The sequence below is a fragment of the Pseudomonas sp. DTU12.3 genome, from assembly GCF_004124275.1.
GTDB lineage: Bacteria > Pseudomonadota > Gammaproteobacteria > Pseudomonadales > Pseudomonadaceae > Aquipseudomonas > Aquipseudomonas helmanticensis.
The window spans coordinates 3080347-3095712 of record NZ_CP027218.1; the positions used below are offsets into that span (position 1 = coordinate 3080347).

The 15366-nt window shown below is 57.7% G+C and carries 17 protein-coding genes, 1 tRNA gene and 2 pseudogenes; 8 read left to right on the forward strand and 12 right to left on the reverse strand.

Annotated features, from left to right (window positions below):
- Positions 1–291 precede the first annotated feature (291 nt).
- Positions 292–855 carry a hypothetical protein gene (locus C2E19_RS14145; RefSeq protein WP_256661303.1) on the forward strand — a complete coding sequence of 188 codons (564 nt, stop codon included), beginning with the start codon at positions 292–294 and terminating at the stop codon, positions 853–855.
- 336 nt (positions 856–1191) lie between these two features.
- Here C2E19_RS14145 and C2E19_RS29185 read toward each other — a convergent pair whose 3' ends face one another.
- From C2E19_RS29185 to C2E19_RS14160, 3 genes are all read right to left on the reverse strand, one after another.
- Positions 1192–1323 (reverse strand): lipoprotein, encoded by a 132-nt coding sequence (locus C2E19_RS29185; RefSeq protein ID WP_256661304.1) that lies wholly within the window; start codon positions 1321–1323, stop codon positions 1192–1194.
- 127 nt (positions 1324–1450) lie between these two features.
- The gene (locus tag C2E19_RS14155; protein ID WP_129393278.1) at positions 1451–2077 is read right to left on the reverse strand and encodes a hypothetical protein; all 627 of its coding nucleotides are present in this window, start codon (positions 2075–2077) and stop codon (positions 1451–1453) included.
- Positions 2078–2309: 232 nt separating this feature from the next.
- Entirely contained in the window at positions 2310–2699 is a 390-nt protein-coding gene (locus tag C2E19_RS14160; RefSeq protein ID WP_129393281.1) for a hypothetical protein, read from the reverse strand.
- Between the two features lie 384 nt (positions 2700–3083).
- On the opposite strand from C2E19_RS14160, the gene C2E19_RS14165 reads away from it, so the two are divergent.
- Positions 3084–3290 (forward strand): YceK/YidQ family lipoprotein, encoded by a 207-nt coding sequence (locus C2E19_RS14165; protein ID WP_129393284.1) that lies wholly within the window; start codon positions 3084–3086, stop codon positions 3288–3290.
- 313 nt (positions 3291–3603) lie between these two features.
- Here C2E19_RS14165 and C2E19_RS14170 read toward each other — a convergent pair.
- Positions 3604–3691 (reverse strand) — tRNA-Ser (locus C2E19_RS14170).
- 122 nt (positions 3692–3813) lie between these two features.
- Here C2E19_RS14170 and C2E19_RS14175 point away from each other — a divergent pair.
- Positions 3814–4485 (forward strand): Bax inhibitor-1/YccA family protein, encoded by a 672-nt coding sequence (locus C2E19_RS14175; RefSeq protein WP_129393287.1) that lies wholly within the window; start codon positions 3814–3816, stop codon positions 4483–4485.
- Between the two features lie 86 nt (positions 4486–4571).
- Here C2E19_RS14175 and C2E19_RS14180 read toward each other — a convergent pair whose 3' ends face one another.
- Positions 4572–4901 carry a YceK/YidQ family lipoprotein gene (locus tag C2E19_RS14180; RefSeq protein WP_129393290.1) on the reverse strand — a complete coding sequence of 110 codons (330 nt, stop codon included), beginning with the start codon at positions 4899–4901 and terminating at the stop codon, positions 4572–4574.
- Positions 4902–4959: 58 nt separating this feature from the next.
- Positions 4960–5397, reverse strand: a complete 438-nt coding sequence (locus tag C2E19_RS14185) for an Lrp/AsnC family transcriptional regulator (protein WP_129393293.1) — start codon at positions 5395–5397, stop codon at positions 4960–4962.
- Positions 5398–5546: 149 nt separating this feature from the next.
- Here C2E19_RS14185 and C2E19_RS14190 point away from each other — a divergent pair.
- Positions 5547–6456: pseudogene (locus C2E19_RS14190) on the forward strand (DMT family transporter).
- Here C2E19_RS14190 and C2E19_RS29190 read toward each other — a convergent pair.
- The 6 genes and pseudogenes from C2E19_RS29190 to C2E19_RS14215 all read right to left on the reverse strand — a co-directional run bounded on the left by C2E19_RS29190 (position 6443) and on the right by C2E19_RS14215 (position 11126).
- A complete protein-coding gene (locus C2E19_RS29190) occupies positions 6443–6622 on the reverse strand; it encodes an SGNH hydrolase domain-containing protein (protein ID WP_256661312.1) in 180 nt (59 codons plus the stop codon). The pseudogene C2E19_RS14190 and the gene C2E19_RS29190 overlap by 14 nt on opposite strands.
- Positions 6617–6862, reverse strand: a pseudogene (locus C2E19_RS14195) (acyltransferase family protein); the annotation flags it as partial. The gene C2E19_RS29190 and the pseudogene C2E19_RS14195, both read right to left, overlap by 6 nt.
- Before the next feature lie 83 nt (positions 6863–6945).
- Positions 6946–7986, reverse strand: coding sequence for an FUSC family protein (locus C2E19_RS14200; protein ID WP_174823934.1), 1041 nt, complete (start codon positions 7984–7986; stop codon positions 6946–6948).
- 57 nt (positions 7987–8043) lie between these two features.
- The gene (locus C2E19_RS14205; protein ID WP_129393299.1) at positions 8044–9003 is read right to left on the reverse strand and encodes an HlyD family secretion protein; all 960 of its coding nucleotides are present in this window, start codon (positions 9001–9003) and stop codon (positions 8044–8046) included.
- Positions 9004–9006: 3 nt separating this feature from the next.
- Entirely contained in the window at positions 9007–9372 is a 366-nt protein-coding gene (locus C2E19_RS14210; protein WP_129393302.1) for a DUF3302 domain-containing protein, read from the reverse strand.
- Positions 9373–9500: 128 nt separating this feature from the next.
- A complete protein-coding gene (locus C2E19_RS14215) occupies positions 9501–11126 on the reverse strand; it encodes an NADP-dependent glyceraldehyde-3-phosphate dehydrogenase (RefSeq protein WP_129393305.1) in 1626 nt (541 codons plus the stop codon).
- 350 nt (positions 11127–11476) lie between these two features.
- Here C2E19_RS14215 and C2E19_RS14220 point away from each other — a divergent pair, with 350 nt between their 5' ends.
- From C2E19_RS14220 to C2E19_RS14235, 4 genes are all read left to right on the forward strand, one after another.
- On the forward strand, positions 11477–11833 hold the full coding sequence (locus tag C2E19_RS14220) for a cytochrome c5 family protein (protein ID WP_129393308.1): 357 nt from the start codon (positions 11477–11479) through the stop codon (positions 11831–11833).
- A gap of 76 nt (positions 11834–11909) precedes the next feature.
- Complete coding sequence (locus C2E19_RS14225) at positions 11910–13238, forward strand: D-arabinono-1,4-lactone oxidase (protein WP_164979472.1); 1329 nt, start codon at positions 11910–11912, stop codon at positions 13236–13238.
- A 74-nt stretch (positions 13239–13312) separates the two neighbouring features.
- Positions 13313–14521 (forward strand): DSD1 family PLP-dependent enzyme, encoded by a 1209-nt coding sequence (locus C2E19_RS14230; RefSeq protein WP_164979473.1) that lies wholly within the window; start codon positions 13313–13315, stop codon positions 14519–14521.
- A 230-nt stretch (positions 14522–14751) separates the two neighbouring features.
- Entirely contained in the window at positions 14752–15363 is a 612-nt protein-coding gene (locus C2E19_RS14235; protein ID WP_129393318.1) for a transposase, read from the forward strand.
- Positions 15364–15366: the final 3 nt, after the last annotated feature.

Below are 15366 nucleotides of genomic sequence, written 5' to 3' on the forward strand. Positions count from 1 at the left end.
CTACGAGTGTCTCTGCTTCGATAGTCATCGCTGTTACCTCGTCAGATTTACTGCGTTCATGATTCTTGACCGGGTGGATGACTGGCTAATTCAATTTTTCTGGGAAAAGACACAACTGTTCCTGAGCGTGTTGCAACCTGCCGAAGCCAGTCGGGCAGTCCTTGAAAGAACACGAGAATGGCGGCGGAGGGACCCACTGAGTTGTCGGGGAGAATTGCTGGGTGGTTGAAAATATGGCCAAGTGCTAGCATTTGCAATCTCGTTGGAATCTACACTCTCAAGGATTTTCAAATGATCTATCTTCGCCTGCTTTTAGCTTCTGCTTTCATCGCTCTCTGCACTGGCTGTGCCTCCTCCGCACAAGTTTCCGGCATGACCGTCGCGGCCGATCAAGACAAGGCAAGCTCCTATGACGCACAGCTGAAGAAAAATGTGCGAGTTTCCGAAGTGAATGGCGGGGATAAAACCAACCCTCTGTGGACTTCGGAAATCGACAGCCCTGACTTCGGCGCAGCACTCAAGCAATCGCTCGCTAACGCTGATTTGCTTGGCGACGAAAAATCAGCCACTTATGCTCTGCGGGCGAATTTGCTGCGCGTTGACCAGCCTCTGTTCGGACTGAATTTCGAGGTCACCAGCGAAGTGGAATACACGCTGGTGGAAGCCAATACCAACAAGGTCGTTCTGCGTGAAGTCATCCGTACGCCTTTCACCGCAGGCTTCGGTGACTCCGTGATTGGCGTCAAGCGCCTGCGCCTGGCTAATGAAGGCTCTGCTCGCGTCAACATCATCGCGATGCTCAAGCGCCTCAGTGAACTGAAAATCGAGGCCAAACAGGTTGCGTTGCAGAACTAGGCATCTTCCGATGTTGAGTCAGGCGAAAGAATTTTTGCGCCTCGCATGTACGCCGGGCGGATACTGCGGCGGCTAGCAAACTGTTCACAGGGATCGGCGGCGATCGTGGGCCAATAGAAGAAAGCCGCGTTCGCTGCCGGTATTTGTCGAGGCTTCACCGGGGCGGGTAATAAATCATGGTCAGGATCAACAGCTCTGTCACGGCGACTACCATGCAGAAACAGACGAAACCCGTAGTGAAGACCCTGCGAGGCTTTCGGTAGCTAAAGTCGGCATTGCAAAACAGCAACAGAATGCCCAGGCAAAATTTTATCGCGCCCATCGACGAACGCTGATTCAAAGGCATCCCGCCTGCTTCTGAGCGGTTTTGCAGCCGGGGTCTTCGGAGCTGCGCGGGTGTCCGTCAGAGTAGGTGTTGCAGCCGGCCAGCACGCTGATGAGCGTGAACAGCAGGAAAATCTTGTTCATGAACAGCTCCTTGTTCGCAGGGTTGAGGCTGTGAGTGTATTTGCAAATCCTGAAGACGACAAAACCCCGGATGGTCGGGGCTTTTTTGTAAATGAACTGGTGCGGGCGAGGTGCTCGCAAATGACGGTTATGGGATGTGCGTGTTTGTGCTTTCGAATTTCTTGTACTTCCAGATGAACCCGTCTCGTTGTGTCGGGGCAAAGCTTTTAAACCAATCCACCCAGTTGCTTGCGGAGGGCATCCACCAACCCTTGATGGTGTTCGCCCAGTGAGCAAGCCCTAGTTCGGAAACCAGGTAGTGGCTATGGCTGACACAATTTTGGTATTGGGTTTTCGCGCTGGCAAGATTTGGCCAAAGGACATCGTAGGTGGTCTTGGTTTTCTTTAGTCTGGCTTCAAGTTTTCTATACTTTTTAATGAATTGCTGGTTTACGCCTATGTAGTAAACGTACGTTGTTGCACTTCCCGTGGCGCGTGCCCAATCTTGTGCATCAAGCGCATCTGTGTCGAACTCCCAGCCGTCTTCACTAATGCCCGTCAGCGTGATGTTTGCTCCATCGACAAGAAACGTCGTGGCGTGTCCATCCTCAGCAAGCTTGCCTAGCGTCTTTGCCCAAGAACCAAGGCTTAAAGGGTTGAATCCTTTTCCTACACCACTCCATGTAAGAATCGAATAACATATTCCGAAAATTCCATCTGACCCGGCGATTGCTTCCAGATCGGCTACCAGTTCAGTTCCTTTTTTGTTCGCCATCCGCTTGCTCCCTTAGTCCACTTTGCCGGTTCCGGTCGGCCAGGAAAAGGTTAGGACACCGTGCCTGTTAGCGCCAGCGCATCCGTGGGGATTTGGATGAGCAAGTTGCTCCACCCTTGGCTTGCTCTCAACGCGGGGCAAGAGCGCCATGTTCAAGGGGCAGCAGAACGCAGGCCCCTCGTGGCGAAGCGCACAGTCGTGGCCCGTCTGTCAGGCCGCACTGCAAACACGCTTAGTTGGTGATGACTTTTTTTGCAATGATGGTTGTGCCTTCCGTATAGCTGTAGCCATATCCATAGCTGTAGCAGGTTGAAGCTCCGGTGTCAGCCGAGCTGTATTTATCCCATTTGTAATCATATGCCCCGGAAATGATGGGTTGGATTGCAACGACTTCGTAACCTTCGGCATTAAGCTCCGCAACGGCTGACGCTATATCCTGAGAAAGAACTTCCCCATCAATTTCACAGTCCGACCAGCCGGTTTGTTGCCATTCCGTATCTTTGACAGTCACTTCCTTCAAACCACCAAAAAAACCCTTTTTGGTTTCTCCTGTTGGGATTTTTACGGTGACTTCTTTTCCGACTGGTTTAAATTTTGCCGGTACGTAAACAACCTTGTTCAAGGTGATCTCCTGAGTTCTAACTGATATTGGATGTTCTATGATGTTGTGTCGTACAACGTTGTCTGTCGTCCTTGCTCGCCGTTGGCTCAAAGGTGATTGCACGAACGCGGTGTTGTTTTGGGAAAATCGCTGCACGGACGAAGGCGGAATCTGCTGTTCGCTGATGCCGCAGGCAGAACGCCGGACACTATCCAATTGCCATCATCGTGTCCACCTTAGGGTGTGGATTCAACCCTGGCAGTTTCACCACAGATCTTCACCCCTCCGCGCCGCTGGTTGCCCTTGGGCGCGGAGGGGGGTGCATTCGGGTTGTGTCGGAAAAGTAACTAACTCTTCGCGACAGCGTCTACAGATCGCACAATGGAAAAATAATAAGGAAGTTACGTGCTACGGAAGCTCATCTTGATTTTGGCCATAGCTCAACTCGGTGGTTGTGCTTGGCTTGGGGCCGTAACGAACCCACCCTATGAGTGCTATGACGGCGTCAAGGGTGAATATGTACTCGCGCAATTTCTCGGTCCGCTTGTAATCATCGACTTACCATTCACTTTCGTGGCTGATACGGCATCACTGCCTTTTTGCTGGTACTGATCTGCGCCAAACGCTGACATGAGTGCGACCATGCAATAGGACGTTACGTGGTTCGAAAAACGATTCTGCTGGCCCTGAGGGAGGGGAGCAGATCTGAATTCGGCATCGGGTTTCCTGCGTGGAAGAACCCAGCGTGGCACCGTGTTACATGAAGAGTGTTTCAGGTTCAGCAGGACGCCGTAGAAGGGTGCAAACAGGTCGAGTCATGGAGCGCGTCCATAAAAGTCATGGAACACATTCGTCAGGGCTGGTATTTCCGCGAACCCCAGAAACGACAAAGCCCTGAATAATCAGGGCTTTGTCGGTACAAATATGGCGGAGGCGATGGGATTCGAACTCATGGACCTGTTACAGTCGACGGTTTTCAAGACCGTTGCCTTAAACCACTCGGCCACACCTCCGTTGCGTTGCGGGCGCCATAATACCTGAATGAAACACACTGTCAAACTCTCTGCATGGCTTGTTACAGAGCGTCTGTTATGATCTTTGCGACTGAACGTTTCAAACCAACAGGAGTGTCGCCATGCGCGAACAGGATTACGCAGTTAATAACGGCGTGCAGGCTGAGCAGCTAGAGGTTAGCCGCGTCCTGCGCAACACTTACGGCCTACTGGCTCTCACCCTTGCATTCAGCGGCGTGATGGCTTTCGTTGCCCAGCAGATGCGCGTTGGCTACCCGAATATTTTCGTGGTGCTGATCGGCTTCTACGGGTTGTTCTTCCTTACCAACAAGCTGCGTGATTCCGCGTGGGGCCTGGTGTCCGCTTTCGCGCTGACCGGTTTCATGGGTTTCCTGCTTGGCCCGATCCTCAACCGTTACCTGGGCATGCAGGGCGGCGCTGAAGTGGTCAGCTCGGCTTTCGCCATGACTGCACTGGTGTTTGGTGGTCTGTCGGCTTACGTGCTGATTACCCGCAAGGACATGAGCTTCCTCGGTGGTTTCATCACCGCCGGCTTCTTCGTCCTGCTGGGTGCAACGCTGGCGAGCTTCTTCTTCCAGATCAGCGGCCTGCAACTGGCGATCAGCGCAGGTTTCGTGCTGTTCTCGTCGGTGTGCATCCTGTTCCAGACCAGCGCCATCATCCAGGGCGGCGAGCGTAACTACATCATGGCGACCATCAGCCTGTATGTATCGATCTACAACCTGTTCATCAGCTTGTTGCAGATCTTCGGCATCATGAGCCGCGACGACTGATCGCAGTCTGTGTAATAACGAAAAACCCGCCTAGGCGGGTTTTTTGTTGTCTGAGGGAATGCGGTCGACTACATGTCCCGCGGTGGTCAGTTGATCACGATGCTGCCGTCAGTCTGTTGTTTGTAGACGGTGTAGGGCAGCAAAAGCGTATCGAGTGCCCCGGACACCACGGCATCGATCAACACCACAGGAATTGCGGCGTTTTTGTAGTCGTCGGCATCCACGCCTTCGCCCAGAGGAGCATGCAAACTGCAAAAGTCGTAGGCGAGGCCGCTGTAGATTCTTGGCACCGCCCCGCAATAACTCTTCTGCTTCTTGAGGCCGTCCACCGCGACCTGATCATCGCGCACCACGGTCTGTACCGTCCCGCAACCGCCGAGTATCACCGCCGCGAGCACTATTGCCTGAATTCTCATTACCGCCAATCCTTCGCCGGAAAAACCTCAATCTACGCCGAACGTGCAAAAAAAGCACTCACGCCATCGGCGGCAGTCGGCGCTTGACCGGGGTCTTCTTGACGATCGCGGTATTGGTTTCCGCCAAGGTGTTGAGGCGGTCGAGGAGGGTGTCCAGTTGCTCCATCGAGCGCACGTGCAAGCGGGCGATAAAGCAGTCTTCGCCGGTGACCTTGTCGCACTCGGTAAACTCGGGAATCGCCATAATCTGCCGCTCCACTTCCTGCAACTGCCCCGGCAGCGGCCGCACGCGCACGATGGCCTGCAACTGATAACCGAAGCATTTAGGGTCGATTTCGACGGTATAACCCTGAAGCACACCGCGCTCCTCCAGCCTGCGCAAACGTTCGGCCACGCTCGGCGACGACAGCCCGCTGAGCTGTGCCAGCGCCTTCAGCGAGCGTCGCGAATCTTCCATCAAGGCACTGATGAGAATCTGGTCGATATCGTCGGTCATGAGCTCGCTCCGGGATTAGGCAATCGAGGGAAATCACCCGCGATAAAAAAGGCGTAAATCGAGTTTAGCCTGCTTTTTACTCTGGAGAACACCCGGCCGGGGTTGGCATACTTTTGTCAGGTTTTCGCCAACTGCTCAGGAGATTGATAATGGACAACCCAATCCGGCGCGGCTCATTTGAAATGACCGCGGCCATGCTGATTTCCGGGACGATCGGCTGGTTCGTACTTATGTCCGGGCAACCGGTACTCGATGTGGTGTTCTGGCGCTGTGTGTTCGGCGCCGGCACCTTGCTGCTGATCTGCGCGGCCTTCGGCTTCTTGCGTCCGGGCGTTCTCACGCGCACGACGTTCCTGCTGGCGGTGCTCAGCGGGGTCGCGATTGTCGGCAATTGGCTGCTGTTGTTTGCCTCTTACTCGCGGGCTTCGATTGCCATCGGCACGGCCGTGTACAACGTGCAGCCGTTCATGCTGGTCGGTCTGGCCGCGCTGTTTCTTGGCGAGAAAATCACCCTGCAGAAGCTGTTCTGGCTGGCGGTTTCGTTCATCGGCATGCTGGCGATTGTCAGTGCTCACAGTACGCAGGGCGAGGGCGGCAACGACTACTTGCTGGGCATCGGCCTGGCCTTGGGCGCGGCGTTTCTCTATGCGATTGCGGCGCTGATCATCAAGCGCCTGACCGGCACGCCACCGCATTTGATCGCACTGATTCAGGTGTGCACCGGCGTACTGTTGCTGGCACCGTTCGCGCACTTTTCGGCGCTGCCGCAAGCACCCGGTGCCTGGGCCAGCCTGGTGACACTGGGCATCGTCCACACCGGCCTGATGTATGTGCTGCTGTATGGCGCGATCCAGAAACTGCCGACGGCATTGACCGGCGCGCTGTCGTTTGTCTACCCGATCGCGGCGATCTTCGTCGACTGGTTTGCCTTTGGCCATCGCCTGCAACCCCTGCAATGGCTCGGGGTGGCAGCGATCCTGCTGGCGGCCGCCGGCATGCAACAGGGTTGGGGGGTGAAATCCAGGGCCGGCGTGGCGGCGCGGCCCTAGATTGGCTTGAGCAGATCCTTGAACAGGTCTTTCAACTGCTGGTTACCGGCATCGACCAGATGGTTGTCATCGAAGTACAACGCCACGCCGTCCTTGGAGCCCATGCAAGTACCCGCCGGGCGAAGGTACGGCGTCGGATCGATCACCGTCGCATGGCAGCGTTTGGCGGCCGCCACACACAGGGTCAGTAGCGCCGGAATGATCCGTCGGGCACGGGAGGCATAGAAGCCGAGAAGGGAGAACTTTTGTTGCTGCAGACCGCTGACAATGATCCCGGTCATCAGAAAGCCGGAGATCACGAAGAATATGTCAACGCCGACAAAACCGCCGTCAAAGCCCGGAATCCGGAAGTGAAAAAGTACCACCGCGAGGACGGCGAGCGCTCGTAAAGCATTGATATTATTCCTGAATTGCATTTATGCGCCCATGACACGTCCACTGTGATGGCGCATTGTAATGATCCTGTCGGTTTTGTTGCATGTAAATTCTCCGGCGCTGTTCAGATGTTCCAGCGCGGTGCGGTCTTCGCCAGGCGCTGGCGCATCTCGCCGATGTTCGCGGCCAGTTGCCGGGTCAACAGGCGATAGCCGTCCAGTGCGCTGTAGACCGCTGTGTCGAGGCTGGCGTCCGGCAACTCCAGCGGTCGCTCCAGTCGTTGCGAAGCGCCGGTTTTCAAGGCCCGCGCCATGCCGATCAGTTGCACCCGAATCTGCCGGTGTTCAGCCTTCAGTGCGGTTTGCAGATGGGCCATGGCCTGCGGATCGTTGCTGTCCGGCCGGGTATTGCCGAGGATCTCCAGGGTGCTGATGCACATGCGCAGGTTGCGCTGGATGGCATCGAGTTCGGTCATGGAAATCTTCACTTCCTTGGACACCGATGGCATCAGCGACCGCAGTTGCACCATCACCGCACCAAGGCGGCTCATCAGTTTCAGGTGCTCATCGGCGCTCACCGCCTGGCCGCTGATGATGCGCCCGTACACCGTGGCGCAATCGCGCAAGGCGTCGGCCAGGTTGTAGCGCCACGAGTACACGGCGTACAGCGGCAGGGCGAAAGAGAAGGCCAGGGCGAGGGCGATGCCGATCAGAATGTCGACACCGCGCCACAAGCCGTCGGTGATCGGATTGTCGCCATGCCCGGCGACGATGAACACAGTGATGGCCGAGAGCAGGGCGGTGTAGCCGCCCTTGCCGATGGCGTGATAGGAGAAAAATCCGCAGACCACCGCCATCGCAAAATAGGTCAGCCATGGCATGCCGAGCCAGGCCTGCTGTGCCACCAGTAACAAACCGACGCCGGCGCCGATCAACGTGCCGGTGGCGCGCTCAGCGGCTTTCTTGCCGATGTTGCCGTGATGCTGCAAACCGCCGATCACCACCAGCATGGTCACCGAAGCCCATTCACCGTGAGGCAGGTTGATGCCGGTGGTCAGCAGGATGGTCGCCAACAATCCGAGGGCAACGCGTACCGCATGGATCAACCGCGCATGCCGGTAACGTCGATAGGGATCAAGCAACGGACGCAAGACACGGCGCAGCAACGGCGGAAGTCGATGGGTGCTGTAAGTACTCAGTGCGGGCCTCTCGTTATCAATTTCTTAGTGGAATGGAAAAATGTAATTCATCCACGCTGACATGCGCAGAAGGATTTTGCGCATTGCGCCGATGTGATGGAAGTGCTGGCTGTACAACGCCGCCTGACCGTAAGCGCCGCCGGGCATCAGCTTGCTGTACTGGGCGAAGTCGGGATCGGTGATTTCGATGATCACCGGCACCCGTCCGGCCGGCGGCGAACCGGTATAGCCGATCAGTGTGCCGGACGGTTGTACCTGGCCTTCGGCAATCACCCCGATGACGTTCTTCACCCGACCTTCGAATACCTTGCCCGGGATGCCGTCGAACGCCACTTCCGCCTCATCGCCGACGGTCAGCCGCAACAGGCTGTTCTGGCGCATCCACGCGGCAAAATATTGACCCTCTTCGGGAATGAACACCATGGACGGGCGCAACGGCAACTTGCTCGCCATCATCCCCGGGCGCAACGAAACATGGGTGACAAAGCCTTTGCTCGGCGCGCGAACCGTGGTGTTGTCCAGTTCGAACTGGGCGTTATCCAGCTGCGCCTGCAGGTCATCGGTGCGGGCAATTGCCGCATCCAGTTCGCGTTGGGTGCCGAAATTGCGGCGGATCAGTTCGGTGATGCGATAGCGATCACCCTTGGCGGCAACCAGTTGCGCCTTGAGCGATTTCAAGCGGTTTTCGAAAGGCGTGGGATCAATGCGAAACAGCACATCGCCTTTTTCCAGCGGTTCGTTGCCGTGTACCGGCACCTCGATGACCTGGCCACTGACAATCGGAATCACCGGTACCGAGACGAAATAGGAACGCGCCACTTCAGAATAGGGATGGTTGTAATTCATGGTGAAAATCAGCGCGCCGACCAACGCAATACCGCCAAGAACTGCCGTGGGCACTGTCCATTTGTTCAATGGAATGCGGAAGATCTTGAAGATTGCAACGCAGATGGCGGCATAAGTCAGAACGAGGAGAAGATCCATTGCTCAAATGCCCTCGCCAGGATGACTGGAGGACGGCGCAGCGCTGGGCGTGCGGGCTTCGAGTTGCTCGAGGCGGGTTTGCAACTGGATCACTTGTTGTTCGAGGCGGGTGACATGGCTTTGCACCGATTTGCCATCGCCGAATCCCCAGCCGCGATCCTCTCGGTACGCCATCGCCCAGATCCACAGGAATGGCCAGAGCGCGTGCAGGGTAAACAGACTGACCCAGCCGGTGGCGTGGATCGCATCCTGATGCGGGTGGTTGCGATGAACGGCAATCTCATACGGTATGTCATGCAACACGATGATCCCGTAGAACAGCACGAGACCGACGAACACCAACAGTCCCAACGCGAAGTAATCAAGCATGATTCACCTCCCGGCATCCAGCGCAGCGCTGGGAACAGTGTAGACACTGAATGGCCGGGAGGGTCGTGGCCTTAGACCCGAAGCTGATGACTTCTCCTGCGTTTATCGCCAAGCGCTCTGCGCACAGGTCAGAAAATGTAATCGGTGGTCAGGAAGCTCGAATCGCGGCCGCGAATGATCTCGCTGATCAGCTCCTTGTTGCTGTCCTGGAACTTGGTCGCCACCAGCGTACGGATCGAAAACACCCGCAGCGCATCGTGCACCGACAGCGTCCCTTCGGCGGAATTTTTGCGGCCGTTGAACGGGTAAGTGTCCGGCCCGCGCTGGCACTGCGCGTTGAGATTGATCCGCCCGACCTGGTTGGCAAAGGTGTCGACCAGACGGCCGACCGCCACCGGATTGGTGCCGAAAATGCTCAACTGCTGGCCGAAATCCGACTCCAGCACGTAGTCGATCACCGTATCGAGATGACGGTACGGCACGATCGGCACCACCGGGCCGAACTGCTCTTCCTGGTAGACGCGCATCTGCGGGTTCGCCGGGTACAGCACTGCCGGATAGAAGAACGATTCGCGGGATTCGCCGCCATTCGGATTGACCACTTGTGCGCCTTTGCTTTGCGCGTCTGCTACCAGACCATGCAGGTAATCGACCTTGCCCGACTCGGGCAACGGCGTCAGCGAAACGCCGCTGTCCCACGGCATGCCCGGTTTCAGTGTGGCCAGTCGAGCGTTGAATTTCTCGATGAAGCTGTCGACGACGTCTTCATGCACGAAGAGAATTTTCAGTGCGGTGCAGCGCTGACCGTTGAACGACAGCGAACCGGTCACGGCCTCGCTGACGGCGTTGTCGAGGTCGACTTCCGGCAGGACGATGCCGGGGTTTTTCGCGTCCAGACCGAGCGCGGCGCGCAAACGGTGCGGTTTCGGGTGCAGCTTCTTCAGGTCGCTGGCAGCTTTGTTGGTGCCGATGAAGGCGAAGATATCGATCTTGCCGCTGGCCATCAGCGCGCTGACGGTTTCGCGGCCGCTGCCGTAGATCACGTTGATCACACCGGTCGGGAAGCTGTCGCGGAACGCTTCCAGCAACGGACGAATCAGCAGCACGCCGAGCTTGGCCGGTTTGAACACCACGGTGTTGCCCATGATCAGCGCCGGGATCAGCGTGGTGAAAGTCTCGTTCAGTGGATAGTTGTAAGGGCCCATGCACAGCGCCACACCCAAAGGCACGCGACGGATCTGCCCGAGGGTGTCCTGTTCCAGCTCGAAACGGCTGGAGCGACGGTCGAGTTCCTTGAGCGCATTGATGGTGTCGACGATGTAATCGCAGGTGCGGTCGAACTCTTTTTCCGAGTCCTTGAGGTTCTTGCCGATTTCCCACATCAACAGCTTGACCACGGCATCGCGCTGCTGGCGCATGCGCCCGAGGAAGGCTTCGACGTGCTGGATGCGTTCGGCCACGCGCATGGTCGGCCACAGGCCCTGGCCCCGGTCGTAGGCGCGCACGGCGGCGTCGAGGGCAGTGAGGGCGGTGTCGGCATCGAGCAGCGGCGTGCTGCCGAGAATCACTTGTTCGTCGCCGTTGGCGCCCGTGAGATACACCGGACTGCGCACGGTAGCGAGCGGGCCGTCCCAACGGCGCAACTGGCCGTCGACCAGATATTCGCGTTGCTCGACCTGAGCGTCGAGGCGGTATTTTTCCGGGATGTCGCTGACAGAAGGGAACAGATTGCCAAGGATGTTTGCTGTGGTCATGTCGCTACCCCGTGTTGATGTCCGCATGCAGATCAAAAAGTCTCTACAGGTTATACGCCTGAATGTGGCGAAATTTAAACCCGCAAATGTCACCCGAATGTCACGCAAAGGCGCAAAGCAGAGCGGGCCTATACACCGAACCCCTGTGTAGGAGCTGCCGCAGGCGGCGATCTCTTGATCTTGTTTTTCAAAATTAATATCAAGATCAAAAGATCGCAGCCTGCGGCAGCTCCTACATGGGCTATGTCGGATTCGGCTGGCCCCGTTTGCCCCCCTCGCTGTCCCGCAATGCCCTCAACCCGGTGCAGCCGCTGCCTTAAGGTATGAGCACAACAATAAGCGAGGCCGTTATGCGGGCAATCCGACTCACTCTACTGCTGGCGTTGGCCGTGGCGCTGCCTGGCTGCGGCGAAGACCCCAAACCCCCAGCCAGCGCCAACAGCAACGCCATGCCCCAAGACCCGGCACTGGCGCAGATCTACGCCAACAGCTGCCAGCTCTGCCACGCCAACCCGGCCGCCAACGCGCCGCTCACCGGTGACCGCAAAGCCTGGGAGCCGCGCATCCAGCAGGGCAGCGACACACTGCTCGACCATGCCATCAACGGCTATAACGGCATGCCGCCGATGGGCCAATGCGTCGAGTGCTCGCAGGAGCAATTCCTGCAATTGATCGGCTTCATGGCCGACCAGCCTCTCCCTCAATAAGGTGCCTGGCATGACCATGGATCTGACACGGCGTCAGTTGTTGCAACGGGCAAGTATCGTCGGCGCATTCAGCGCGTTGGCGAGCAATCCGGCATTGGGCCAATTGATGCGCGCGCCACGGCTGATCCCATGGCGCAACTGGTCGGGCGCACAGAGTTGCCTGCCAGCGGCGCGGTTGGCACCGAAGAATCTCGATGAACTGACAACTGTGGTAAGGCAGGCACAAGGCAAGATCCGCCCGGTCGGTTCGGCGCATTCCTTCAGCGCACTGGTGCCTACCGACGGCACGCTGTTGTCGCTGAGCTACTTCAACGGTCTGCTCGACCACGACGCGAAAACCCTGCAAGCCGAATTCGCCGCCGGCACACCGATGTCACGCATGGGCACGCCGTTGAAAGACATCGGCCAGGCCCTGCAAAACATGGCCGACATCGATTACCAGACCCTCGCCGGGGCGATCTCGACGTCCACTCACGGCACCGGTAAAACCTTCCAGTCCTACTCGGCGCATGTCTGCGGCATGCAACTGGTGACCGCCAGTGGCGAGGTGCTCGACTGCGACAGTCAGCGCCATGCGGACGTGTTCAACGCTGCTCGCGTATCCCTCGGCGCCCTTGGCGTGGCGACGAAAATCCGCCTGCAAAATCGCCCGGCCTATCGCCTGCGCGAGCGTCAATGGATCGCCAAGACTGAGGAATTGCTCGAAGACATCGACAAGAACACCGCTGAAAACCAGCACTGGGAAATGCTCGTCGTCACCCATTCCGACTACGCCTTGTCCATAGCCCTCAACGAAACCGACGACCCGGCGACGCCGCCAATCCCGCCCGAAGAGGAGGGCGGCAACGAGTTCGTCACCCTCATCGAAAAGATCGACAAGTACGGCAGCGACTTCCCCGAGCTGCGCCGCACGATGCTCAACAGCCTGCGGCATCTGGCGAGTTTCGATGACCGCGTCGGCGACTCGTTCGACATCTACGCCAACGTGCGCACCGTGCGCTTCAACGAGATGGAATATTCAGTGCCGGCCCAACACGGCCCGGCCTGCCTGCGCGAGATTCTCAAGCTGATTCAGGACAAGGACCTGCGCACCTGGTTTCCCATCGAGTACCGCTACGTCAAAGCCGATGACATTCCATTGAGCATGTTCGAGGGCCGCGACAGCTGTTCGATCTCGGTGCACCAGCATTACCAGATGGATCATCACAACTTCTTTGCCGCCGTCGAGCCGATCTTCTGGAAGTACAACGGCCGGCCGCACTGGGGCAAGTTGCACACACTCAACGCGAAGAATCTGCAGCCGCTGTATCCGCGCTGGCGCGAGTTTGTCGAGGTGCGCCAGGCGCTTGATCCGAGCGGGCGCTTTCTCAATGCGCATCTGTCGTCGATTCTGGGGGTGAGCTGATGGCGGTCAATCGACGTAATTTCCTCCTCGGTACATTGGGTGCAGGCGTGTTGCTGGTGGGTGTCGGGGCGTGGCTGCGGCCGGGTGATCGTGGCGGGCCGTATACCGAGTATTTCCGTGCTTTGAACAAGGAGCTGAAGGACAAAGGCCCAATGCGCCCGGTGCTGTTGATCGATCTGGATCGTCTCGATCACAACATCGATGTGGTGATGCAGTCGGTCAAACGCGGCGGCAAGCAACTGCGTCTGGTGGAAAAGTCGCTGCCGTCACCGGGACTGTTGAGCTACATCGCGCAACGTGCCGGGACGCAAAAATTGATGTCGTTCCATCAGCCGTTTCTCAATCACGATGCTGTCACGTTCCCCCAGTCCGACATTCTGCTCGGCAAGCCGTTGCCGGTGCGTTCGGCAGAGCTGTTTTATCAATCCCACAAAGGCCCGTTCGATCCCGCGAAGCAACTGCAATGGTTGCTCGACGGCCCCGAACGTTTGCAGCAATACCTGCAACTCGCGCAGGGCTTGGGTACGCGGATGCGCGTCAACATCGAACTGGATGTCGGCCTGCATCGCGGCGGCGTCAGTGATTTGAATGTGCTGGGGCAGATGCTCACGCTGATCAGCGCCAATTCGCAGCATCTGGAGTTTGCCGGGTTCATGGGCTACGACCCGTTCGTGGGCATGGGCGTGCCGGGGATTCTCGGTTCGCCTGAAGAACTGTTCGCCAAGGTCATGCTGATTTATCAGCGTTGCGTGGATTTTACCCGGCAGCAGTTTCCGGGCCTGTGGCACGACGGCTTGTGCCTGAACACCGCCGGCAGCCCGAGTTACCGCATTCATGAAAATGAAAAGCTCAGCACCGAGGTGTCGGTGGGGACGGCGATGCTCAAGCCGACGCACTATGATTTGCCGTCGCTGGTCGAGCACGAACCGGCGGTTTACATCGCCACGCCAGTGCTGAAAAGCACCGGTGCGGTGAACATCCCGGCGCTGGATGACAAGTCGAAGCTGTTCTCCTGGTGGGACGCCAACCAGCGCCAGACCTTTTTCATCTACGGCGGCAACTGGATGGCCGAGTTCGAATCGCCGTCCGGTTTGCAGAGCAATAGCGTGTATGGCCGCAGCTCCAATCAGGAGATGGTCAACGGCTCGAATGCCGTGGGCCTGACCGTTGAGGATCAAGTGTTCCTGCGCCCTACCCAGACCGAAGCGGTGTTGTTGCAATTCGGTGATCTGCTGGCGGTGCGCGGCGGCAAGATCGTCGACACCTGGCCGGTCTATTCCTGAAAACCCAGATCAAAAGATCGCAGCCTGCGGCAGCTCCTACATCGAAATGCGATCCCATGTAGGAGCTGCCGCAGGCTGCGATCTTTTGATCTTGATCCCCATCCAGTAATGAAGCTTTTATGACAAAAGTTCGGTAGCACATCGCCGGTCCGGTCATGCCTATGTAACGCGCTTGAGGGGCCCAACGGGGCGCTTTTCACAAGCCGAGGCGGGACGCCGGGAGTGAGGCAATGGGGACTATGGAACGCTACTCGAAAGTGGGCATGCAGGAACTCGATCAACGCCTGTCGAAGATCGTCGAAGCCGCGCGCAAGAAGCCGGTTTCGGTGTATCGCTACGGCGCGCCGTGGGTCTGGATCGTCTCGCAGGATGATTGGCAGGGCGCCTTGAAAGAGGTTTCCAGCTACATTCCGCCAGGCCATTCGCTGGTGCTGCTGCGCCCGCAGATCGACGATTTGCTCGACGCGCACAAAGGCCTCATGCATGACCTCAATGCCGAGCCCGGCATGCTCATTCCCGCGCAAACGGTCATGCACATCCTGCTCCTGCAACTGCTGTATTCGGTGCCCAGCGAACAGCAGCTTTACGAACAGCTCAACTACAACCTGCTGTTCCGCTGGTTCGTCGGCCTCGGTCTGAACCAGAAAGTCTGGAGCTTCAACGTCCTCAGTCGCGACATCGCCACGCTGCTCAACAACCCGCGTGCGGTGCTGCTCATTCAAAAAATCATCGGCGAAGTGTTTTGCGGCGCGTTGCTGCAAATGCCCGAGTTCTCGCTGAACTTCGCGCTCTTGCACACGTGGCTGGGCAAGCACGCCTGTGCCTCGACAGCCAGCAATTGACGC